Annotated in this window: 14 protein-coding genes; 7 read left to right on the top strand and 7 right to left on the bottom strand. The window is 59.9% G+C overall.

What is annotated here, in order from left to right; all coding sequences use genetic code 11:
• The first annotated feature begins 25 nt into the window (after positions 1-25).
• Both ACIGHN_RS27405 and ACIGHN_RS27400 read left to right on the top strand, forming a co-directional pair.
• A complete protein-coding gene (locus tag ACIGHN_RS27405) occupies positions 26-385 on the top strand; it encodes a hypothetical protein (protein ID WP_396507432.1) in 360 nt (119 codons plus the stop codon).
• Positions 386-619: 234 nt separating this feature from the next.
• Positions 620-808 (top strand): hypothetical protein, encoded by a 189-nt coding sequence (locus ACIGHN_RS27400; RefSeq protein WP_396507431.1) that lies wholly within the window; start codon positions 620-622, stop codon positions 806-808.
• Between the two features lie 50 nt (positions 809-858).
• Here ACIGHN_RS27400 and istB read toward each other — a convergent pair whose 3' ends face one another.
• The 6 genes from istB to ACIGHN_RS27370 all read right to left on the bottom strand — a co-directional run bounded on the left by istB (position 859) and on the right by ACIGHN_RS27370 (position 9,105).
• Positions 859-1,668 (bottom strand): IS21-like element helper ATPase IstB, encoded by an 810-nt coding sequence (istB, locus tag ACIGHN_RS27395; RefSeq protein ID WP_396507429.1) that lies wholly within the window; start codon positions 1,666-1,668, stop codon positions 859-861.
• On the bottom strand, positions 1,658-3,184 hold the full coding sequence (istA, locus tag ACIGHN_RS27390) for an IS21 family transposase (protein WP_396507427.1): 1,527 nt from the start codon (positions 3,182-3,184) through the stop codon (positions 1,658-1,660). The genes istB and istA overlap by 11 nt, the downstream gene beginning before the upstream one ends.
• Positions 3,185-3,269: 85 nt before the next feature.
• Positions 3,270-3,392, bottom strand: coding sequence for a hypothetical protein (locus ACIGHN_RS27385; RefSeq protein ID WP_396507425.1), 123 nt, complete (start codon positions 3,390-3,392; stop codon positions 3,270-3,272).
• A gap of 257 nt (positions 3,393-3,649) precedes the next feature.
• A complete protein-coding gene (locus tag ACIGHN_RS27380) occupies positions 3,650-5,854 on the bottom strand; it encodes a DNA polymerase II (RefSeq protein WP_396507423.1) in 2,205 nt (734 codons plus the stop codon).
• A gap of 311 nt (positions 5,855-6,165) precedes the next feature.
• On the bottom strand, positions 6,166-8,088 hold the full coding sequence (locus ACIGHN_RS27375) for a hypothetical protein (RefSeq protein WP_396507421.1): 1,923 nt from the start codon (positions 8,086-8,088) through the stop codon (positions 6,166-6,168).
• 336 nt (positions 8,089-8,424) lie between these two features.
• Positions 8,425-9,105, bottom strand: a complete 681-nt coding sequence (locus ACIGHN_RS27370; RefSeq protein WP_396507419.1) for a DUF6988 family protein — start codon at positions 9,103-9,105, stop codon at positions 8,425-8,427.
• Positions 9,106-9,241: 136 nt separating this feature from the next.
• Between ACIGHN_RS27370 and ACIGHN_RS27365 the strand changes: the two genes are divergently transcribed.
• The 4 genes from ACIGHN_RS27365 (at position 9,242) to ACIGHN_RS27350 (ending at position 17,336) form a co-directional block, all read left to right on the top strand.
• Positions 9,242-10,414 carry a hypothetical protein gene (locus tag ACIGHN_RS27365; protein WP_396507417.1) on the top strand — a complete coding sequence of 391 codons (1,173 nt, stop codon included), beginning with the start codon at positions 9,242-9,244 and terminating at the stop codon, positions 10,412-10,414.
• A gap of 125 nt (positions 10,415-10,539) precedes the next feature.
• A complete protein-coding gene (locus tag ACIGHN_RS27360) occupies positions 10,540-10,710 on the top strand; it encodes a hypothetical protein (protein ID WP_396507415.1) in 171 nt (56 codons plus the stop codon).
• Positions 10,711-10,908: 198 nt separating this feature from the next.
• Positions 10,909-11,667, top strand: a complete 759-nt coding sequence (locus ACIGHN_RS27355; RefSeq protein WP_396507413.1) for a hypothetical protein — start codon at positions 10,909-10,911, stop codon at positions 11,665-11,667.
• 401 nt (positions 11,668-12,068) lie between these two features.
• Entirely contained in the window at positions 12,069-17,336 is a 5,268-nt protein-coding gene (locus tag ACIGHN_RS27350; protein WP_396507411.1) for a hypothetical protein, read from the top strand.
• A 268-nt stretch (positions 17,337-17,604) separates the two neighbouring features.
• Here the strand turns inward: ACIGHN_RS27350 and ACIGHN_RS27345 are convergent, their stop codons facing one another.
• Positions 17,605-18,657, bottom strand: a complete 1,053-nt coding sequence (locus ACIGHN_RS27345; protein WP_396507409.1) for a site-specific integrase — start codon at positions 18,655-18,657, stop codon at positions 17,605-17,607.
• Here ACIGHN_RS27345 and ACIGHN_RS27340 point away from each other — a divergent pair.
• The gene (locus ACIGHN_RS27340) at positions 18,656-19,780 is read left to right on the top strand and encodes a DNA-binding protein (RefSeq protein ID WP_396507407.1); all 1,125 of its coding nucleotides are present in this window, start codon (positions 18,656-18,658) and stop codon (positions 19,778-19,780) included. The genes ACIGHN_RS27345 and ACIGHN_RS27340 overlap by 2 nt on opposite strands.
• The last annotated feature ends 1,651 nt before the right edge of the window (positions 19,781-21,431 follow it).

The raw sequence follows: 21,431 nt of genomic DNA, 5'->3' as shown, positions 1-21,431 counted from the left end.
GAGCGAGATCGTAGAGTGCTCGTGAATGTTTTCCTCAGTGAATCGGCCCGGCTTTGAAATGACTCTCAGAGGTTGGACAAACTTCAAGGGGTTACAGGAAGACGTACTTAACGGAATTCAAATCAGGCGATTCGATTTGGCTTTGCACATGCACAACGAAGATCCCAACGAGCGCGGCTCAGACACTTTGGAGTTGGTTGTACGAGCCGTTTGCGGTGCGCTCGCAGGCGTGGTCGTCGGGTTGCTTGTCTGCTGGAAAGGCCGGCTGCGGGAGCCTTGGGAATTTACTGCTGTGTTCGTGGTGGTTGTGCTGGCGTGTGTGTACGGGGCGACGAAGTATGGGGACGATTTTTGGTGGGGGTTGTTGGGGGCAAAGGACCGGTGAGTGGAGGAGGGGAGGTGCTCTCGTCACTCTAGTAGCCAGCCAAGCTGTCACTCTCAGATGCATCGACACAGTCCGCGGTGGAGGTGTCGTGTCGTACTGCCCGTGATGCCAGTTGCCTGCTTCAGGCTGGTTGCGGACATACGGTGTACGTCTGCGGATTAGGGCAACGCTGAACAAGTTCAAGCTGGTCTGCGACTTGCATGGCGCCAGGATCCCAAAATCCTGTGCACGAACATGAAGCAGCAGAGCCTATCAATGGCAGCCGATCAGGCCTACGCATTCGAGCAGAACCGCAAGCACACCCGACGCGACACCATCCTAGCGACGATGCAGACCATCGTGCCCTGGCAGGAACTATGTTCAGTCATTGAGCCGCACTATCGCAAGGCTGGCAATGGGCTGTTAATTTCCATGCAAACCTGACCCACCATTTCCATCGAATTCTGACCCACCCTGTCGCATGAACTTCATGCTCACGTTGTGGATAAGTTCTTGGTGCTCTTCTCCTTCTTGGTGGGGGTTGGCGGCTGTGGTTGTTGTGCCGAACTGTTCTTGAACCGGTAGCTGTCGTTGCCCGTTTCCAGAATATGGCAGTGATGCGTGAGCCGGTCCAGCAGTGCCGTGGTCATCTTGGCATCTCCGAACACGTTGGCCCACTCGCTGAAGCTCAGGTTGGTGGTGATCACAACGCTGGTGCGCTCGTACAGCTTGGACAGCAGGTGGAACAGCAATGCTCCTCCTGAAGTGCTGAACGGCAGATAGCCCAGTTCATCCAGGATCACCAGGTCAGCGTAGGTCAGTCGGTGTGCGATCTGCCCGGGCTTGCCCTGGGCCTTCTCCTCTTCCAGTGCATTCACCAGTTCCACCGTCGAGAAGAACCTGACCCTTCGGTGGTGGTGTTCGATGGCCTGTACACCCAGTGCTGTGGCGATGTGGGTCTTGCCCGTGCCTGGCCCTCCCACCAGCACGACGTTGTTGGCTTCTTCCAGGAACTCGCACCGGTGCAGCTGGCGCACCAGGGCCTCGTTCACTTCGCTGTGGCTGAAGTCGAAGCCTGTGAGATCCCGGTAGGCTGGGAACTTGGCCACCTTGAGTTGATATGCCACTGAGCGCACCTCCCGTTCGGCGGTCTCGGCCTTGAGGAGTTGGGCCAGGATGGGCTGGGCTGCCTCGAAGGCGGGGGCGCCTTGCTCGGCCAGCTCGTTGACGGCATGGGCCATGCCGTGCATCTTGAGTTCGCGCAGCATGATGACGATGGAAGCAATGGCGGGGTCATGACGCATGGCGCACCTCCCTCAGTTGGTCATAGCGAAGAACATTGGCTTGGGGTTCCACGGTGAGCCGCAGAGCTTGTGGAGACGTCACCGGCGCTGGGGCGGGCTTGCCATCGATCAGCCGGTGCAGGACGTTCAGGATGTGGGTCTTGCTGGGAGCGCCGGCCTCCAAGGCCAGCTCCACCGCCGAGAGCACGGCCTGCTCGTCGTGGTGCAGTACCAGGGCCAGGATCTCCACCATCTCCCGGTCGCCGCCGGGCTGCTTGAGCAAGGTGGCCTGCAGGCGCTTGAACGCCGGCGGCAGCTCTAGGAAGGGGGCACCATTGCGCAAGGCTCCAGGCTTGCGTTGCAGCACCGCCAGGTAGTGGTGCCAGTCGTAGACCGTCTGGCCTGCGCCATGGTGGTTGCGCTCGATCAGGCGCTGGTGTTCACAGACGATCTGGCCTTCGGCGGCGATCACCAGGCGGTCGGCGTAGACCCGCAGGCTCACGGGCCGATTGGCGAATGGCGCCGGCACGCTGTAGCGGTTGCGCTCGAAGTGGATCAGGCAGGTGGGAGAGACTCGCTTGGTGTGCTCCACGAAGCCGTCGAAGGGACGCGGTACTGGCATCAATGCTGCCCGTTCCTCGGCCCAGACCTCCGCGACGGTGCCAGGTAGCTTGCCGTGCTCGATCTCGTGCCACAGGGCCACGCAGCGCTCCTGCAACCACGCGTTGAGCTCCTCAAGGCCAGGGAACGGCGGCACGACCTGCCACAGCCTGTGACGGGCATCGCGTACGTTCTTCTCCACCTGGCCCTTCTCCCACCCGGAGGCCGGGTTGCAGAACTCGGCCTCGAACAGGAAGTGGCTCACCATGGCTGCAAAGCGCGCGTTGACGTCGCGCTCCTTGCCTCGGCGCACGCGGTCGACGGCGGTGCGCATGTTGTCGTAGATGCCTCGCCTGGGCACCCCACCGAACACCGTGAACGCATGGTTGTGGGCGTCGAACAGCATCTCGTGCGTCTGCAGCAGGTAGGCTCGAAGGTAGAACGCCCGGCTATGGCTGAGCTTGAAGTGGGCCACCTGCAGCTTGGTGCGCACGCCCGCGAGCACCGCCCAGTCCTCGCTCCAGTCGAACTGGAAGGCCTCGCCGCAGCCGAAGGCCAGGGGAACGAACGTGCCGCGGCCGGTGGTCTGCTGGGCTGTCTGGCGCTGCTCGTGCCAGAGCCGGGCAAAGGCGGCGACCCGGTTGTAGGAGCCGGTGTAGCCAAGCGCCTGCAGATCGGCGTGCATCTGCTTGACGGTTCGCCGCTGCTTGCGGGATCGGCCCGCTTCGGTCTTGAGCCAGCCGGCCAGCTTGAGCGCGAAGGGATCGAGCTTGCTGGGGCTGATGCGTTTGGAGTAGCGCGGCTCGTCGGCGTCGGCGCGCAGGTGTTTGCGAATGGTGTTGCGCGAGAGGCCGGTGCGGCGGGCGATCTCGCGGATGGACATCTGCTCTCGCAGGGCCCAGCGCCTGATGACACTCAGTGTTGCCACGTCTATCACTCCTGGTCTCCTGCTGCTCAACAAAGCAGCAGGTTAGGGTTAGTACGTGGGTCAGTTTTAGATGGAAATCCTGGGGGTTAGTGGGTCACTTCTGGATGGAAATCAACACCACCGCCACCTCGTGTCGGCCCAGCGACAAGTCTGCACCGAGGCCATTGATGGTCTGCTCCATGTCGTGCTGGATCTCCAGATAATCCGAGCAGGCCATCGTGCCGGCTGCCGGGTTGTAAGCGTAGGCTCACGGCCTACAAGGTGCCGCGGAAGATCGTATTCCGCGACCAATTGCCTAAGTCGCCGGTGGGCAAGATCCTCAGGGCATCGCTGCGCGAAGGAGCCTGAATTTGGCCCGATCTAAGATCCGACCACCACAGTGAGGCGGTCTGGTTTTTGGTGTGGCGGTGGGTCCTCGCTGAGCAGGACCAGCTCCGTCGGTAGGCGCTGCACCAATTTGCTCCCTCTCAGCCGCTAGAAAAGCACCTTCTGCGCACTCGTCAACGCGACAAAGCTGTCGCCCAACGGCTGAAGAATCGCATCTGCAATGGGCTGCAGTTGCTTGACGAGGTAGTGCTCATAGTCAATGCGCGAATGCCGGGCCTCCAGAGGCTCGGGACCGCTTTGCGTCATCACGTACTGAATCCAGCCGCCACGCTGGTACTGCTGGGGACGGTTAAGCTTTGCGTTGTGCGCGTCAGCGATGCGCGCTGCGCGCACCTGGGGCGGCACATTGACCTCGTAGGCATCGAGTCGGTGACGCAGGCGTTTTCGGTAGACGAGCAGCATGTCCATCTGGCCATTCAGCATCGACCGCGCATAGTCGGCCACGAACGCTTGATAGGGCTCACCGTGGAAGATGCGTGACAGCAAGCCCTCCTGGAACTGGCGTGCCAACAGTGTCCAGTCGCTGCGGGCCATTTCCAGGCCGCGATAGACCATCTCCTCCTGCCCCGCTTCGTCGACGCTCAGCCCGGCGTAGCGCTTCTTGCTGCCGACATCCGAGCCTCGGATGGTGGGCATAAAGAATTTGGCGTAGTGGGTGTCGAACTCGATTTCCAGGAAGTTCTCCAGTTGCTGTTCCTCGCGCAGCTTGCGGGACCACCAGGCGTTGATCTCCTGCACGAGGCCGGCTGCAAAGGAGTTCATGAGCAGCTTCAGGGCCTGCGACAGCGGCTGGTTTCGCACCCGCTTCGCCTCGTCTCGGGCATTCGAGAGTGTGGTCACGATGTCCGGCAGGCAGTGCTTCTCGCGCGAGAACAGCGTGCCTTGCGGCCCTTGGACCAGCCCGGTCTGGATGTCGGTGCTCTCTCCCTCGGCCAGGCCCACGGGGTCCACCAGGAAGGTTCGGATGATGGAGGGGTACAGGCTTTTGTAGTCCAGGACCACAACAGAGTCGTAGAAGCCCGGCGTGGAGTCCATCACATAGCCGCCAGGGAAGGCCTTGGCCGCGATGTCACCCACGTTGGGTGCCACGTAGCCCAGGCGGTGCATGCGCGGCAGGTAGTGGTGGCTGAACGCGGCGATGGAACCCCCAAAGTGATCTATCTGCAAGCCCGTCGTCTGAGCTCGCTCCAGCACGAACGGCAGCAGCTCCAGTTTGTCGAAGATACGCAGCACGAGCGCGCAGTCGCGGATGTTGTAGCTGGCTAGCGCTGGCTTGTCTTCCTGGTAGCGCCGCTCGATCTCGGCCATCTTGTCGTAGGCATCTCCGATCTCCTTGCCCTCGCCGAGCAGCGTCTGTGAGACCGCTTCGAGACTGAACGACGGGAAGCTCCACATGCCGGCCCGCAGCGCTTCAATGCCATCGACAACCACCCGTCCGGGCATGGGCGCGAACAGGTAGCCCTGACGGCCGGGGTGCGCGCGCCACGCGATGGGACGGCGTTCACGTCCGAGCAGCAGTTGCACGGAGCTCGCATCGGCGGTCTTTTGCAGCACCCGCAGGTCGAACTGGATCACGCTCCAACCGATGATGACATCCGGGTCATGGTCCGCGAACCACGCATCGAGCTGCTCGATCAGCTCCCGCCGAGTCGGGCAGTACACAAGCCTGAAGTCCATCGGCGACACAGCTGGCGCCGACACCGAGGCTGGCATTGGTGCTTCGCCCAGCATGAAGACGATCCGATCGCCCGCACCATCCAAGGCGATCGAGTACAGCTCCTCGGTCGCGCTCGTCTCAATGTCCAGCGACACTACCTTCAACGCTGGACGCCAACCGGTCGCGGGCTTCAACCGGCCGTCAAGGATGGTCAAGCCTTCGCGCTGGCCGCCGTCGACCAGAACACCTGCCTTGATGAACCGCTCCATGAGGTAGCGGTCGTGCGGGCGGACATCCGCTTCGTACAGCGGGATCCCCAGAGGCTGAAGTGCCCGTGCCAGCTTGCCGAGATCGCGGAATCTGCGGGCGTAGACACCGAGGACGGGTTCCTGATCGAACGTCTTCAGATCCAGCTCTCTCACCTCCAGCCCCTGCAGGCTCGCCAGCAAGGTCTGTGCCGCAGCCCGGTGGCACACAGGCAGAAAGGCGACCGAGGTTTGCCGGGTCAGAAGCACCTTTTTCGCCCCCTCGTCGGTGGCCAGCCAGTATTCGATCTCGGTGCCGTCTGGGAGGTCACGCCAGTTGCGGGTGAGGAGGAAGCCCCGTAGTTCGGTGGGTGCGAGGGCTGGGGACATCAGGGAAAGCTGAGGACGCTGGCGCGGCAATTCTGATGTCTAGGGCGAGCTGGTCGGGAGGTAGGGTTGCACTCTTGCGCATGAAACTGATGTTTTGTACAGTATTGCTAAAACCAACACCGAGAAGGCTATGCACAAACCAAACCGCTATGTATTCCGTCCTGCCCGAGCGGCGCCTGCTCTACTCCGCCGTATCTGGGCATGGTTTTGAGTTGGCACCGCAGTACTACACGGGTCATGTCTTCGCCGTTCGCCAAGATGTATCGTGTCCTGAAGCCGGGACGGGCGTTCAACATATGGGTGCCCCCGCTTCACCAGAATTTGTACCAGGGCTTAACCGGGGGCCCTGAGGACGAATGTTCTTCAGAGATCTCACTTTGCTTGGCTCGGAATTTGTCCTGCTCCGTTTGGATGGCGTGACGATCATTGAGGGCTTGAGCGGTTTTCTTGCGTTCGATCTCAAGGTCTTCACGCAAGCGCACGATGGTTTGCAGCGCCTTGTCGAGTTGGACCGCCTGCATCTCTTTCGTTGTCAGCAGTTCGCTATAGGCTTGGGATGCTTTGATGTCTTGAACCGACGGGGAGGGGGGAGGAGTGTTGAATGGAATGGTGGCCGCAGTGTTGAGGGTCGGCGGCAGCGCTGTGATGCGTGCCGTTCCTTCCTCGGGCTGGGCGTCAGAGCGCAACTGGACGATGATCTCGTTGGCCATATTCAGTTCAACTCGCTGCAGCTCGATCAGCTGCTTGTAGGCAGCCGACTCGGTGATCGCTTTCGTTTGCAATGCACTAGCTGCTAACGGGGCACTCGCATCCGCCGATTTCTGGTTCGGGGCGTTTTCCCCGGTGGCATTCCACCAGCCCAGACATAGATCTCCGATGGTGGTGGTTAGAGCATTCTCGAAATCGCGTGTGACGTCGGAAAAACCAGTCTTCGCGTGCACCAGTTCATGAATCAGTACGCTGGAGAACTCCTCGAAGGAATTCAGCTGGGGGCGCCAGATGACGATGGAGGAGGTGGACGGGTCCCAGCAGCCTAAGGTCTGACTGCTGCTCATCAAATCCGGCCGCATGGTATTGGAGATCTTGATGGCGGCCACCTTGGCAGGCCTGCCGCCGAATGCCTCGATGACAAACGTGGTGGTTTCGAGGATCTTGCGTTCCTGACTGCCGAGCGTTTCGACCTCCACGAAGTCAAAGCTAAAGCTGTCGTTGTAGGTCTCGGTGAACTGCGTAAGGTCCACCATGCGATTGCCTTCGAGATCGACCGAGTCGGCGATTTTGGCCCGAAGATTTTCGGGAATCGTGAGAATTGTGTTGCCGCTTTGGCGTGCTTGGTCTATCAGGTCGGGGAAACTCATCGCCTCGTACGCGGTCACCATCAGCACCTTTTCCTGAGCGTTAAGGATGCGCACAGCGTGTTCCTGCACGTCAATCCACGCCAGTTCGTCGTGCATCTCGCCCAATTGGAAGCGGGAGATGTCTTCGGCCAGCTTGCGGGCAACTTCCCCGTTAGTCGATGCCAGCAGGATTTTCTTCACCGAGTCTGAGTACGCAGTGCGGCCCACATGGGAGCGTTCCCGGTTGATGGCCTTCTTAATCGCAGCACTTAGCAGGGTGATGTTGTAGGAGAATAGAAAATTTGCCTCCTCTGCCACCTTCACACCGTTGATGTAGATCGCGCCGGGGCCTGAGCTGCGGCTGATGATCTGGCCGAAGCGCGTGGTCGCCAGCAACTCCTCATCGGAGAACTTCAGAAACAAGGCCTTGGCGGCCTCCATTTCTTTGTCTTCTACCCCCTTAATCTCGAATTCTGTGCCGACGAATGTCGGATCCAGCGGATCTTCGATGATGGCGTGCAAAGTCAGGATGTCGCCGAACCCGTGCTTGGCTGATTTGTGCGTCGAGATGGTACCGAACCGTGATCTGATCAGGGCTTTGACGCCATGGCGCTCGAAGGTGGCCAGCGCATCCTTAAGTCCGATGCCAAATCGGCCGATCACAAAGGGACTATCGAGCTTTTCCTGGTTTTCGTTCTGGGTGAGATGGGTGTACCGAATGCCTCGACCGCCATCCTTAACGAACCAGACGCTGCCGCGTTTTTCGATCAAAACCGGCGCAGTGCCCGTCAATATCTGTTCGTCGAGTGCGTTGGCTATAACTTCCCGAATGCCATGGCGAACCTCCCAGTTTTCCAGAATTTGTTCTATGTTGAGATCGAAACTCTTGCTCGCCATCTGAACTCCTCTCATGTGCATTTTGCCGCTGGTTGCACAACTTCACCAGCAAGATCATCGCGTAATACCGCTTAGTTTGGCGCCGTGCGACGGCGCTTGTTGACCGATTGTCTCCGTCGCAATGCGACTAAAAGTTGTTTATAGGAGTTGGAGTGCGAGGTCAGCAATCGCTGCCGGGCAGTCCTTGACAGTTCGATGGAGATTCGCCAGTGAGGTTGACCCTATGCGGCAATAGAGCGGAAAGTTTTAGGCGACCGGTGACACGTTCGTGGATTTATATAAACCGACAGTAAGGTTCATCCGTTCAAAGGAAGATTGTGGAACTTTCTTATCGCCTCAAGTCGCGCGCTTCATGGGGCAGCAATCTGTGAACTGCTCATACAACCGAGTTACCCTGTTCATCCTGCGCTGTGAGCCGGTCAATGTGGCGAGCATCCGGTATGCCATGTGCATCAGCCCGTTGGAAATGCGCATCAGCTGCAGTGCCATCTCTTCCGGGAACCCTTCGCGAACGCGTCGCAAGGGGTGAATACCACTATGCACGTAGGAATTCAAGGCGTGGCGCGAATATTTATTGAACTCTGCCAGATGTGCCGTCAGTCCCTGTGGTGCCGCTTCCAGGACCTTGGCCAGCATCTCGCTCGCCCCCGGAAGGTTCTTCGCTGCAAGCTCGGCCTTTTGCGTCAGGTCCTGTCCTAGCTTGCTGATCTGCGCAGGATTCGCCACATAAACAAGCCAAGCGGCCCTCAGCAACGCCTCGTACTGCAGCCTCAATACAGCGGATGCAGAGTTTGGGGCATCCATGGTAAATGCGACGCGCGCAACGCTCGCATGCTCAATACAAAGATGGCATGCGCTCGCAGCCAATCGGTACTGCTCGGAATCGATGGAGAGCAAAGGTCCCACCGAAGGAAAGCAAATCAGCAAGGCCTCTTCAAATTGTTCGGACCGCTCGACTAGAGCCAGGAGCTTGTCGTCGGAGGATGACTCGCGTGCGGAGGGAGTGGGATCGGCCAAGATGGATTCGCCTCGCTGGGTGAAGCCTGGAAGGGTAACCGGCCCAGGGCTTGATGCAGGTCAAATGGGACTGGCAGTTCTTTCCTTGTCATCTTGCACCCTTTGCAGAAAATGGACGTAAGGGGGAGGCAAAGGCATGAAGCTTTTACACGTATGGCGCGGATTCGCGCTCGCAATCATATTTCTGGCCAGCAGTTGGGCAGGAGCATTTCAGATCGGTCCGTTGGGGTCCAAGCACGAGGAGCGACTAACCAACGAATCGAACTCCACGCTGGCACGTATCGCTGGGAGTCTGGGGGTTCTGATCAAGACACCTGTGCACGAAGAGATTACCCACCTCGGCAAGTGGTGCCACGTCGAGCGAGCCAATCTCGCCACAGATACCTACTGCAGCGGCCGCGACGTGGGGTTTGCGTCACCCTATGTAATCTATGGAGTTCGGTGGAACGACTTGCCACCCTTTCGTCTCGACAAGGACCAAGGCAACTGCGACTACATGGGGCAAAAGAACGTTTGCCGGCTTGACCAGACCGTGCGCTTTTCGACGCAACCTGCGTGCTGGTACTGCCTCTTCAAAGACGCTGAGCGCAAAGCCCAGTCCAAAGCCATTGTGGGTTGCAACAAGACCGCGAACAGCATTCCAGGCAACCTGATGACGCGGTCGCATTTTGGTGATCTGCAGTTCTTGCACGGGATGGCCAACGCCGCGGACATTCATCCCGTTGACACCCGTGCTCAGATCCTGGATTGGCTGGAGTTTGCATGGAAGGTGTCGTCCAAAGAAATCACGCCGCAAACGTTCCTCAAAGACATCGACAACCCCACCATAAAGCTGCACTTCGGCTGCACTGAATGGAAGGTCGTCGACCTGTATCTGCTGGGGCGTCAGGATCCTGCTAGTGGCCTAGTCACCCAGATTCGCGAAATCGCGTTTGGCTCCGTCCTTCACACGGTGCAAGACTCGTTCGCGGCGGCCCATGCAGAGAGAGAGCTGCAGTCGACCGGGGAACAGTGCGAGGGCTCGTCGTTCGCCTTGCCGGCACGGATTGTCGAGTTCCACGCCTACGGAGCTCAAGATGGGGGGCTGCATGACCACGACGACTCCCGAGACGCCATGACCGCCTTGGCAAAGGAGCGTTGGCCAGAAGCGGTTGAAGTCACCCGCAATCTGTTTGAACTCCAATCCGATGGAGCCAAATGGGCTGATGCCAGCAGCTATCTGCAGTGCGTCTTTACGTTGAGCGAGCGCCGAAGGATGTCATCGCCAGGAGAGACCTACCGGCGTAGCAGCACGCCTCGCGGTCAATGATGCTGCTCGGTCATTGGCATAGTTGCAGGCGATTTCTGAACGGAACCACTCGTCCTCGCGCCACGCGCGAGTAGGGCGCCGCAACTTCCGCCTGCTGCGGCGTGGCACCTCCACTCATCAATTTTGTGGGTTCCCGCATCGACACGGTGGTTGAAGGCGCCAACGATGTCCGCCTTACGATCAAGTGCGACGGCGACGAGTTCCACAGTCCCGGCCGCTTGCAGGCCGGCATGCATCGCCAGCGCATCCTGGAGCGCGCCGGCTTGGTGTTCTGGCGCTGCTTCGCTTCCACCTGAGCGCTGCGCAAGCACGAGGTGCTGGGTGAACTGGTAGAACGGATGCGCCGGATGGGCATCGAGCCGCTGTGCGCACTGGAGCGCACGCCATAGCTGGTCGAATACCGCCAATGGCCACAGTGGAAGCCGGCACAAGAAGAGGAGACCGCTGCGCCAGCCGACGCGGAGACCGGCGGCGCGGGTTGACGCAGGGCGGCGATGGCCGCTAAGGTCGTCATCTGCAACCCCGACAACACAGAATGGGAGGAAGACGTGGGCGTCATCAACATTCCACCAAACGAGCAAGACGCGCTACGTCGCACCGACACCGAAGCGTTGCGCGCGCTCATTGAGCAATGCCTGCGAGACGAGCGGCACTTCGCGCTGCGGGAGTTGCCACTGCACGAGTGCGGACTGTTCGTTGCGACAAAGCGGCATGCCTTCGAGAGGGCGCTTGAGACCTATAGCAAGGCGAAATCTGTCAAGAAGCGTGCGGATACCCTGTACGACGCGCGCAGCGCCGGCAACACGCTGCTGTATGCGGTCCAGGAGATGCAGCACCGGATGGCGACTGAAGCGGAGGAGGGCGAGCGCTTCTACATTGACGACCTGATTACTCCACCGTATTCGCTCAGCACGCACTTGTCCGTACGCGTGAGTTATCGATGGCGGCCTTCGCCAGCGGAGGCGTGGGTCTCCGGAAGCATCACTTTTCTCTACGACGTCGATTTGCGAACCGCTTACATCCGGCCGCCGCCCTCCCGCAAATCGAGCGCCGCGAAGCTTGCAGAAGAGCGCCGCGAGCGGCTTCACAGCGAATGGGAGCACCTCAAGGACCAGGCGCTGTTTTCCGTCCGGGACTATTTCAAGGAAGGCGGTAGCGGAGCAAAAATCCCGGATATCTTTCATGTGAAGCTCGACTCCTACTCACGCGGATTGAATAATCACAGCGCAAAGTTCTGGCTCAATCACGGTTGATCGACGCCTCTGAGAAATCGCATTGGTCTGATCGCGCCAACCCCAGCTTGTTGATTTCCATCCAGAAGTAACCCACTGCCTCCGGCAGGTCACGTTTGACTGGAAATCAACACACGTATAACTGAATGGCAATTACAGGCTGGTCTGCGACATTAGGCCGCCCACCGTGAATGGCGGTATCCGCGCAAAGGTGTCAGTCGCCGTCCGCAGCCTCAGCCGACTGCTGCGCCTCAAACAACAGCCAGTGGATCGCGACCTGCCAGGTCGTGGATCCTGAGCGAGCCCTAATGCCTGATGTAATCGGCTATACCGCAGGTGCAGCTGTCAGGTTGCGCAGTAGCCCTTTGCTCCCAGTCCACAGACAAAGAAGTCGCCTTTTATCTGCAAGCATTCGAAGTTCAATGGCCCCGTCTAAAAAAAGATCAACGGCAAAAGCGTCATCAAGCGGCAGTGCAAAACGCACACCGGCAACACTGAGATCGACCAGCGGCGCCGGGTTCGAGTTCGAAGACCTGATAAGCGCCTGGCAGTTGGTGAAGGCCCTATCAGGTGAGCAGGCGCCCGGCATAGGTGGCGTGGTCACGCAGATCCAAGCCCAGGTCTCGACCTTGGGGTGGCGTATCGATGATCTGTTGGTGACAGCCCTGGCCGCCACAGCGCAGAGACGGCTCGCGATCTCGGCAAAGGGAAATTTGCAAGTAACCGCGGCCGGCCTTCCGGCTGATTTCGTGGCACGGGCATGGGAACAGTGGCGTGACCCGCAGGGACCATTCAACCGCGCGGCCGACGGGTTGGCCCTGGTCACGCTCGGCACGCATCCGAAATTCGATGCTGCGTGGCGCGAAGTGAAAAGCGCGTGCAGTGGCACAGATTCCGCGCTCGCTATGAGCCGCATCCGCCCCAACATAAGCCAGTCGGGCGTCTTTGACAGCGTCCAGAAGCCCGGCGGCGCATCAGACGAGGAGACCATCGAACTTATTCGCCGCCTCCATGTGCTGCCGACCGACTTGCAGTTCGCGCAGTCCGAGAATGAAACCCAAGCCATCGCTCAGTGCCGTCGCTTGCTCGTGTCTGGCCGCGACGACGAAGCGCAAGGTCTTTGGCACCACCTCGTCAATGTCGCGAAGGGTGTGCGGCTTCGCAGCGGGACAATCAACCTGCTGGACCTGCTATCCATGCTCCGAGGCAAGTTCGGCCTCCGCAATCATCCGGACTTTGAGCGCGACTGGGAGACCCTCTCCAACATTACGGTGGATCGCAAGGCGCGCATCGAGACGAACCTGCCTTCAGGCTATGTCGTGCCTCGTGCTACTGAGATTGCGTCGCTCCAGGCAGCGATCGCCGATAACCCGATCTCGGTGGTCTTCGGGGAGTCGGGCTCAGGCAAATCGGCGCTGGTCAAGTCGGTGTTGGACGGCACGTATCCGTCCTGGAACCAGGTGTGGTTCGGGCCAGAGGACCTGAAGACAGCGCTCAGTGCCGCCCGCCGCAGCGCCCTTCCACTCGGGCACGAACTTTCGCTGGTACTGAACGCCACGGTGAAGCAGCAAAACGTGCTGGTCATAGATTCCGCGGAACGCATCGAGGTCGGCGAATTCGTCGTCATCCGCCAACTGCTCCGAGCCATCATCCCGCATGAAGGCGCAACGACCGAAGACGCGTGGCGGGTCGTAATCGTCACGCAGACCCAGAGTTTGATCGGGGGCGAAGACACAATGCTTGGCGGGCGGTATGCGCGTCTCGTCGAGGTCGAACCGCTACAGAGAGATGCTGTGAAGCTTGCGCTTCTGCCCTCACCCGTTTTGGGCTGGTTGGCGGCGCATGACGACACCATCGCGGCGCTGACGAACCTGCGGACATTGGCATGGGTCATCAAGGCGGGTTCGGCCTTGGCTGCGACCTCGTGTGGACTGGCGTCTCACACCGCAATCGCCGACCGCCTGTGGAAATACTGGACGAAGGATCTCGCAGACGTGCAGGCATTGATGATGCGCCTCGCTCAGCGAGAGGCGTCGTTCGAACGTAGCTTCGCGCTGACCGATTTGGCCCCTGCGGAAACGGCGACGTTCACGCAGCGGCCTCACGAGCTTCCTTTGCGCTTGAACGAGCGCACCAACCGCGTCGAGTTTGATCACGATTTGGCGGCGGATTGGGCCCGCTTTCAATTCCTGAAGCAGATTTGGACTGACACTCCGCAGTGGGCTGCCTTGGCTGGCAATCCGCTCTGGACAAACGCGCTTCGGATGCTTGGCCAATTCCTGCTTCGACAGCTTGTCGAGACTGGCGCGGCCTGGGACGTCGCCTTCGCGTCGGCCGAGGCCGCAAAGAACGAACTGGCGGGCCACATTCTCCTTGACGCGCTCTGCTTGGACCCCAACGCCGAACGCTTCCTCACCGAGCGCGTTGATCTCCTGCTCGGAAACGACGCGAAGCACTTTACGCGGCTGCTTCAGCGTTTCCACCATATTGCGACGGTACCGATGGGTGGCGGAACGGGGCCAGACGCTGCGATCAGCTTGTACATGGACGCGCAGTACCGCTCGCTTGTCTTCGGCCGTTGGCCACCCGTTCTACGCTTCCTCATCGCTCAGCGAGAGCGGCTGGCTGGACTGGTGTCATCCGCGCTCGCCAAGGTCATCCAGACTTGGCTGATCCAGACGCCGCACACTGTGGGAGATAGGCCTATGCCATTCCGCCTTGAACTGGCCGAGATGGCACTCGCCATGGCAAGGACCGTGCAGGTCCAGAAGGGCCATGGCGTGATGTACCTGACGCGAGAGCCTCTGCTGTACACCGCACCAATGGCTGGAGCGGCCGATCTGCCCGTAGAGGTCAGGCACTGGGCGCTGGAACTCGCTGGACGCCGGGAGATCGACGCAAACGTTAAACGGCGCGTCGCCGAAGTTCAGCTGCAGCAAGCGAAGGCGCACGCTGAGCGCCTGAAGACCAATGCCGAATACAAGGCGCGCCATGAACAACGGAAGAAGGTACCGCCCTCTATCGGGTCGTTCCGCGATCGATTGCCGCCTTGGCCGCTGGGCGCCAGCGATCGGGTCGACATGGATTTCCGGAATGCTTGCATCAAGGAGAACGGCATTCAATCACTGATGCGTGCGCGGCCTGAACTGGCGGCCGAAGTGCTGCTCGCACTCATCATCGATGACCAGCCGGAGCGAGAATACGGTTCCGGGCGCTCCGAGTTGGACCTCGGCCTCGACTACGCCCAGGATGCATATCCAACGGCCTTCTGGAAGAGCCCCTTCTTCCCCTTCCTCCAACTGGCCCCGGAAACTGCTCTCACCGCGCTCATTGCGCTGGTGAACTTCTGCACGGAGCGCTGGGTAGCCCAGGTCATGAAGGGTCGAACCGGCGAGATTCCGGGGGTGACTCTGCAATTTGCGGATGGGTCTGCGAGGACCTTTCCTGGCGGGTGGCAAGTGTTTGACTGGCCACAGTCCAATCACACGGGCAACGGCAACCTGTTCTGCGCGCTCGATGCACTGGAGCGCTGGCTTACGCTGCGGCTCGACGCGAGTGATGACATAACCGCTGATATTGATCGAATACTTCGAGAGGGAAATTCTGCGGCGTTTGTCTGTGTGCTTCTCAACGTCGCCAAGTATCGGCCGTCGCTGCTAAAAGGGCCCCTCGCGTCCCTGACCACGTTTCCAAAGCTGTTCAATTGGGACAGCGCTCGCGTGAAGCAGGTTGGTTACAACTTCGTCACCTGGAGCTGGCTCCGGGGCGGCCAGGCGATATTCGACTTCGCGCGTGATTGGACCCTCGCACCCCATCGCCAACAGAAGTTCTTGGACGTCGTCGTCGAACTCCTGTTGGCCGACGACGACTTCGCAGGGCGCCTTCAGGCGCTGCTGCCGACCTGGACACTGCCTGAAGATCCGAAGGCGGCGCTGGAGTCCAAGCTGGACTTCGCTAGGCTTGATCGTGCTAACTATCCGACCGACATCGATCGGGCGACAAGCACGAATGACCATGGATTCGTGTGCCCCGATGGGCTGCGCGACGAAGTGTTGTCGTGGCAAGCCGCCAGCGCACCAGCCCTCTCGTACTTTCTCGTGCCGGATCAGTGCGAGCAGCGACTTCGGGGAGGCCGACCGCTGACTGAGGACGAGGCCACGTATCTCTTCAGTCTGATCCAAGAGTGTGCAACCGAAGCAGATAGCGGCGATGAGAATGCGAAATCGAGATGCCGTTCCGCTGCAGCGGGCACGCTCGTCGCATTGGGTAGCGCATGGCTCGCCCAGAGCGCTGAAGCGCAGAAACACACGCTCGAAATCGTGCGCGCCAACGTAGCTACAGTCCCGACGACAGGGGAAGAGATTCGTGGGCGGCGCGTGGGAAGCCTCAACGACGAACTGAAGTTCAGCGCCTACGCCGTCATGCATCTATGGCTCGCCAATGGACCAGGCGTTGAAGAATGGGAACATGCCATCTTGAGCCTCTTGACAAGCGGCAACGCCCGAGCGGTCGACGTTATCGTCGGTGTCGCCCACGCGAATCGTGAACAGCTTGGCACCGCGTGGTGGCGCCTACTCCGCGCTGGGCTCTTCTGGTCAGGCCTCGTTCTACTCGCTCCACATCACGGCGATGGCGGCGATGCAGAGTGCGCCTGGACGGCGTGGCTCGCGCGGCTGCGACGCTATCCGCTCCGTGGACTGAATGCCACGCCGGACGACCTCGACTTCAAGCGTGTTGCCGAGAGCCAGGAGCGCTTGGACTTTCGGCGTCGCACGCGGATCTACGACGCTAGCGACCAGACTTGGCGCAGGAAGCCGGAGCGCGACCGTGGCGGCTTGCTCGATACTCAGTTTCTCGACGCCCTGTTTCATTGGCTCATCGAAGGCGGGGGCACGGGTGACCACGATCTCGACACGCGCTTGGTACTGCGCATCTGGGACTACGACGTCACGCGCGCCAAGGCCCGCGCGAAGAAGGAGTATGGCGAATATGACTTGCCGAGCCAGAACCTCGGCTACAACGTCCTTCAGAAGCTCGGCGCGCTTTCGATTGCGGCTCCCGCAGGAGAAGATGCCGCAGTTTGGAAGCCCGTTCTCTCCCACGGTCCAACTGCGCACTACGCGTTACAGCACTTCATCAACGGCTTCTTCCTGCGCCTCGGAAAAGGTGATGACCCGATGGCATTTGAGCGAGTCTGGCGTGCCACTGCAGAGTACGGCCTCGCTGCCGATTGGTCGCAACCTGGTCTCTGGTTCCGCGGCCTGCGCTTGATCTGCGACCTGCTTGGTTTCGGGAACGAGAATGCCTTGTCCAGCCTGAGCCCAGGCGCGGCACTGCGGATGAAGGAAGTCTACGAACGTTGGGCATCGGCGCACCTGGCTCGTGACGAAGAGTGCTTGACACGGTTCTGCCATTTCCTCACGACAACTTTTGGAACGCCACTTCTGCTCGACGGCCTTCGCTGGATCGCAGCGATGCTGAAGGCTTGCGATCTTTCCAGGCCTTGGTATCGCGACGGTACGAGCGAAGCATTGATCGAGTTGGTGGCAGTTGCATTGAAGTCTGACGCGGCAGCCTTGTCTCAGGACGCTCAGTCGCGGCAGGCGCTTGTCGAGATCGCTGCCGCACTTGCAGCTATGAACATCCCGGTGGCCTTGGCTCTCCAAGAGCGCATCAAGCATCTGCGGTAAACGCTTCGAAGCATGCCAAGTCGAGGAATCGACCGGCTGCTCAGGGTTGGGATCACCGGTTCGGGTATTGGAGAAGCGGTCACCGGCGCAGCGCAATCCGTCATGTGAGAGCACTACGACTGCAATGCCTCGCAGAGGCGACGTTCGGGCAGGCACCTGTCGTCGAGCCGAACGACTGCTTGGTGCCAGATAGCGTGAGTACGCCCAGCGATGGCCACTGGCCGCAACCGCTGCGAAGCTGCCGTCAGCGACTATTTGCAACGGTCCACTAGAGCAGCTTAGCGGCCGGGTTGTCGTTCGACGGGCGGTAGTACCCCACAACGCTCGCAACGCTCCGATGTCCTGTCATAGCCATTGTGTCAGCCAGCGGCACTTTTTGAATCGCAGCCTCGGTCACAAACCCCGATCGCAGCGAGTGCGCGGAAAACACCTCAGGAAGTCCGGCAAGCTTTGCTCGCTCTCGAACAATATCTCTTACGGCAGCAGGGGAGAGCGGCGCGCCAAGGTGCCCGCCTTTCCTGACCTGTCTAAATATTGCACCGTCCACGATGCCCGAAGCAGTCAACCAGGCCTTCAGAGCTTCGCCCGCAATGCCCTCCAGCGGTTTCACATTCTCCGGACGATCAGCCGCAGTCTGGTTGCTCTTTGAGTAGGCGAGGGTGTAGCTGAAGCTGCTCGGCCCCACGCGGTGAAGATTCTTCATCGTCGCCCCCGTCACTTCAGACCGGCGGCGCCCGCCCGAAGCCCAGGCAAAGAGGAGGAGGGCGCGGTCACGGATGCCCTTGAGTGATTCGTCACAGGTGTCGAGGATGGCCATTAACGGGTCCTTGGTCAGCGCATCCTTCTTCTGCGGAAGTGCGCCACGTTTGCCGTGTGCCCGGCGTGTCTTGGCCAGCAACTCGCGGACTTTGGGGTCCTGGCAAGGGTTTTTCAACTCTCGGAGCTGATGGGCCTTGGACAGTACAGCGATCCGGTGGGTCAAGGTATTGAGCGCCATCGGGCCTGGCTTGCCTTTGAATCCTGCATCCACCAGCGCTTGGTCAATCGCAGGCGGTAGTTCGTGAGCCAGTCCATCGGCAGTAGTCCGCTGCGCGTGATCCACGATGAACTGCAGGACGGCATTGGCCGGCAGTGGCAGCGTGATGCCTTGCCCGTACCGAACACCAAACCAGGCGGCCCAGTAGCGCAGCGCGGAGCGATAGCTCGCCAACGTGTTCGCAGACTCCCCCTCACGCATCAGTTCTTCAACGGCCTGCGCAGTCACCTGAGACAGGGAAGACGGCTCCAGCGAGGGAACATTTCTCAGAGATGGCAGGCGCATGGTTGAAACCGAGGTTGAGAGCACCAATTTTGCACGAACACTACATATGATGTATTGTTTACAACAACTGTTGTTGATAGATCACGATAACCATCAATTATCGTGGGTAAAATATTACTGGAGTAGGGCGATGCAGTCAAAAATTGTTCGCGGCCCGCGTGGCGTGCAGATGGAGGAGGTATGGGCGGCAGCCGACGCTGTTCTGGGCCTGGGGGAGCGGCCCACCATCGAACGCGTGCGCCAACAGCTCGGCCGTGGCTCGCCGAATACAGTAGGGCCGATGCTAGACAGCTGGTACGGTTCGTTGGCAGGCCGATTACGGGGGCCTGCAGAGATGGAAGACCGGGGAGTAGAGACCGAGTCTGCTTTGCCTGCTCCAGTACTCAGGGCCGCCAGAGCCATGTGGGGGCGCGCGATGCAATATGCAGACGAACAGGCGGCCGCGCACTTCACTCAGGCTCGGGCCGAACTGGGGGGGCAGGCGGAGGCGCTGCGCCTTGCCAAGTCTGAGTTGGAGCGTGAGCAGCAGCGACTCACGGACCGCGGCGAGGCCTATACGGTGGCAATGGAGGCGCGGGATGCGCAGATCGCCGAGCTTCAGCGCCAGGCCCAAGAACTGCAACAACAACTCCTGACCTGCCAGCAGATGCGAGACAGTGCAAGCTCCGAGGTTGCGCAGTTGCGCCAAGCATCTGATTCAGACCGCCAACGTCAGCAGGCCTCAGAAGCAGAACACCAAACCGAGCGCATGCGGCTGGAAGAGCGTGCCCAATCGCAGGAGCGCAGGCTTAACGCTGAGGTCGATCGCGCGCGCCAAGAGTCAAAACGGTTAGCACTGCAACTGGAAAGTGAGACCAGGAAAGCTGCTCGATCGCTCGCCAACGCGTTGGAACGGGTGGGAGTACTTGATACCCATGTGACCACTCTCCAGGTTGAAAAGGCAGCTCTTACGCAAGAATTGCAATCCGCCTGCGAACAGATCAATGGTCTGCAGCTAAAAGCCGATGAGCGAAAAGACGAATTGCTCGCGGTTCTCAACGAATTGCGGACACGACTGCCGTCCAGCAAGAATGAAGAAGTGGCACCTGTCGCGCGTGTGAGAGTTCGAAAAGCCAAGCGCTAAACCGACCACATGCCTTAACCGATCTGCACGGCAGGACTGGGCACAGATAGCCTTCAAACGGACGTTAGCGTTTGCGGTTTGCCTGCGAAACTAAGCTTCCCGCGAGTGTCTTCGTTGTCGCAGACGAACGGGAGCTATCTAGGGCGCCGGAAGCCTTCGCCTCCATCTTTGCTCCGGTCTGTGCAGAGCCTGCTGCTTGGCGAAGAGCAGAACCAGCGAGGGAACGCTGGACTGAGCTCGCTCCTGCGCTTTGCAACGTTTTGCCCGCGAGCGATGCGACCTGAGACGATGTCTGCTTAGTGTTCAAGCCCATACAACCTCCAAAAGGTGACAACCCGAGGTGCTGGATGCATCCCCAGCGCCTACACTATAGGTAGTGAGTTAAATCGAGTCAACCACTACCTATAGTGTTTTTGGTGCACTTGCCAGATGCGATGCGCGACTTTGCTTAAGGCCGCATCGGTCAGTAAGCTCAGAAGTAGTTCAGGACCGCTTGCAGTGGCGACAAGCGCGTGCCCTTGGCGCTACACGAAAGTTAGCCTTTTCTTTGCAATGCAGGTGGGTCGCCACCACCCATTTGCATGCTTGCAGAGTAGGTAGGCGTAGGGCGTCACGGTCAAGATCTCGACAGCTCTTCATACCAGCTGGAGTACGGCGTGTTTTCCACCAGCTTCCGATTTAGATCCGGCGCGCCGTCAGACCACCACACCGGCCCGCGCTCGCCCAGAGCACGCTTAGCTTCATCAACCCTAGCCCGAGCATCGCGAACGCCGTCGGAACTGCCTGCGCGGAGTTGCAGACCTACGTCCCGCCGAGCACGCATAAGTTCATTGACTAGCGACTGCCTCGTGGAGGCGTCAAGTGTTGGATCAGACAGGCGCCACAGACGCCCCCGAATAACGAAGTATCGGCCGTCGGGAGTTCGCGGCGGTTGAGATAGCAAGTTGGGATTCCAGGGTGAGAGCTGTTGCCGCAGATTGGGGCTTGCCCCGCTTTGACTACGTCATTGCCAAGAGTTCGTCCGCGGACCGAATGAGTAGAGTCTGCCGTCGAGGACCGCGCCGGCGTAAGGGAGGTATTGAGGGCAGTTCATATGGCTACCAGCCGCGTTAGGTGGTGCGAACTGACAACCTGAGCGTTGAACCGTCATTTGTGTCGATGTGCGCTGAGTGTTGTACTGCCGAACTCGAGAAATCAACGACTTGGAACAACACGGGAGGCCTACCTTTGTACTTTTTATTCCTTCAGTGTTGTACTTTCCCGGGCGTTTCTCACTGAGTCTCGTATTTTTTCCCGTCGGGCCGTTCGGTGCGCCATCAGCTCGGGATTTTTCTACTCAGCTCCGCGCCTTAATGCTTGACGAAAAGGGCAGCGATTTGACCATGCGGCGGCTTCAGGCTGCAAGCGGACAGCTGTTCCCGTGGGAGCAAAGACTGCCTTGGCCGAAACCGGACTCTCCCGCGGAGCCATACTGCCTGGAGCCGCTGCCAATCCGCGCCTAGCCGCGGAGCCTCACGACGGAGCAGTCTTGTCCCCTGCAGTGAGTCTGAGTGCTGTGAATCGCCCCGGCTTATCTAGACACTTTTGAGCCGTTGGGAATGTCGCTGTTCGAACTCTACAGGGGATAGTCCTGCCGCCGATGAATGACGGC

Origin of the sequence: Acidovorax sp. NPDC077693, from assembly GCF_044542805.1 — a bacterium.
Lineage (GTDB): Bacteria > Pseudomonadota > Gammaproteobacteria > Burkholderiales > Burkholderiaceae_C > Acidovorax.
Note: the sequence above shows the minus strand (reverse complement) of the source record. Positions and strands in the feature narration are given on the sequence as shown.

Coding starts and splice junctions, on each gene's coding strand:
- ACIGHN_RS27350 (WP_396507411.1), top strand. CDS start 12,069: ATGGCCCCGTCTAAAAAAAGATCAACGGCAAAAGCGTCATCAAGCGGC.
- ACIGHN_RS27355 (WP_396507413.1), top strand. CDS start 10,909: ATGGCCGCTAAGGTCGTCATCTGCAACCCCGACAACACAGAATGGGAG.
- ACIGHN_RS27365 (WP_396507417.1), top strand. CDS start 9,242: ATGAAGCTTTTACACGTATGGCGCGGATTCGCGCTCGCAATCATATTT.
- ACIGHN_RS27375 (WP_396507421.1), bottom strand. CDS start 8,088: ATGGCGAGCAAGAGTTTCGATCTCAACATAGAACAAATTCTGGAAAAC.
- ACIGHN_RS27400 (WP_396507431.1), top strand. CDS start 620: ATGAAGCAGCAGAGCCTATCAATGGCAGCCGATCAGGCCTACGCATTC.
- ACIGHN_RS27405 (WP_396507432.1), top strand. CDS start 26: ATGTTTTCCTCAGTGAATCGGCCCGGCTTTGAAATGACTCTCAGAGGT.
- ACIGHN_RS27345 (WP_396507409.1), bottom strand. CDS start 18,657: ATGCGCCTGCCATCTCTGAGAAATGTTCCCTCGCTGGAGCCGTCTTCC.
- istB (WP_396507429.1), bottom strand. CDS start 1,668: ATGCGTCATGACCCCGCCATTGCTTCCATCGTCATCATGCTGCGCGAA.
- ACIGHN_RS27380 (WP_396507423.1), bottom strand. CDS start 5,854: ATGTCCCCAGCCCTCGCACCCACCGAACTACGGGGCTTCCTCCTCACC.
- ACIGHN_RS27340 (WP_396507407.1), top strand. CDS start 18,656: ATGGTTGAAACCGAGGTTGAGAGCACCAATTTTGCACGAACACTACAT.
- ACIGHN_RS27385 (WP_396507425.1), bottom strand. CDS start 3,392: ATGGCCTGCTCGGATTATCTGGAGATCCAGCACGACATGGAGCAGACC.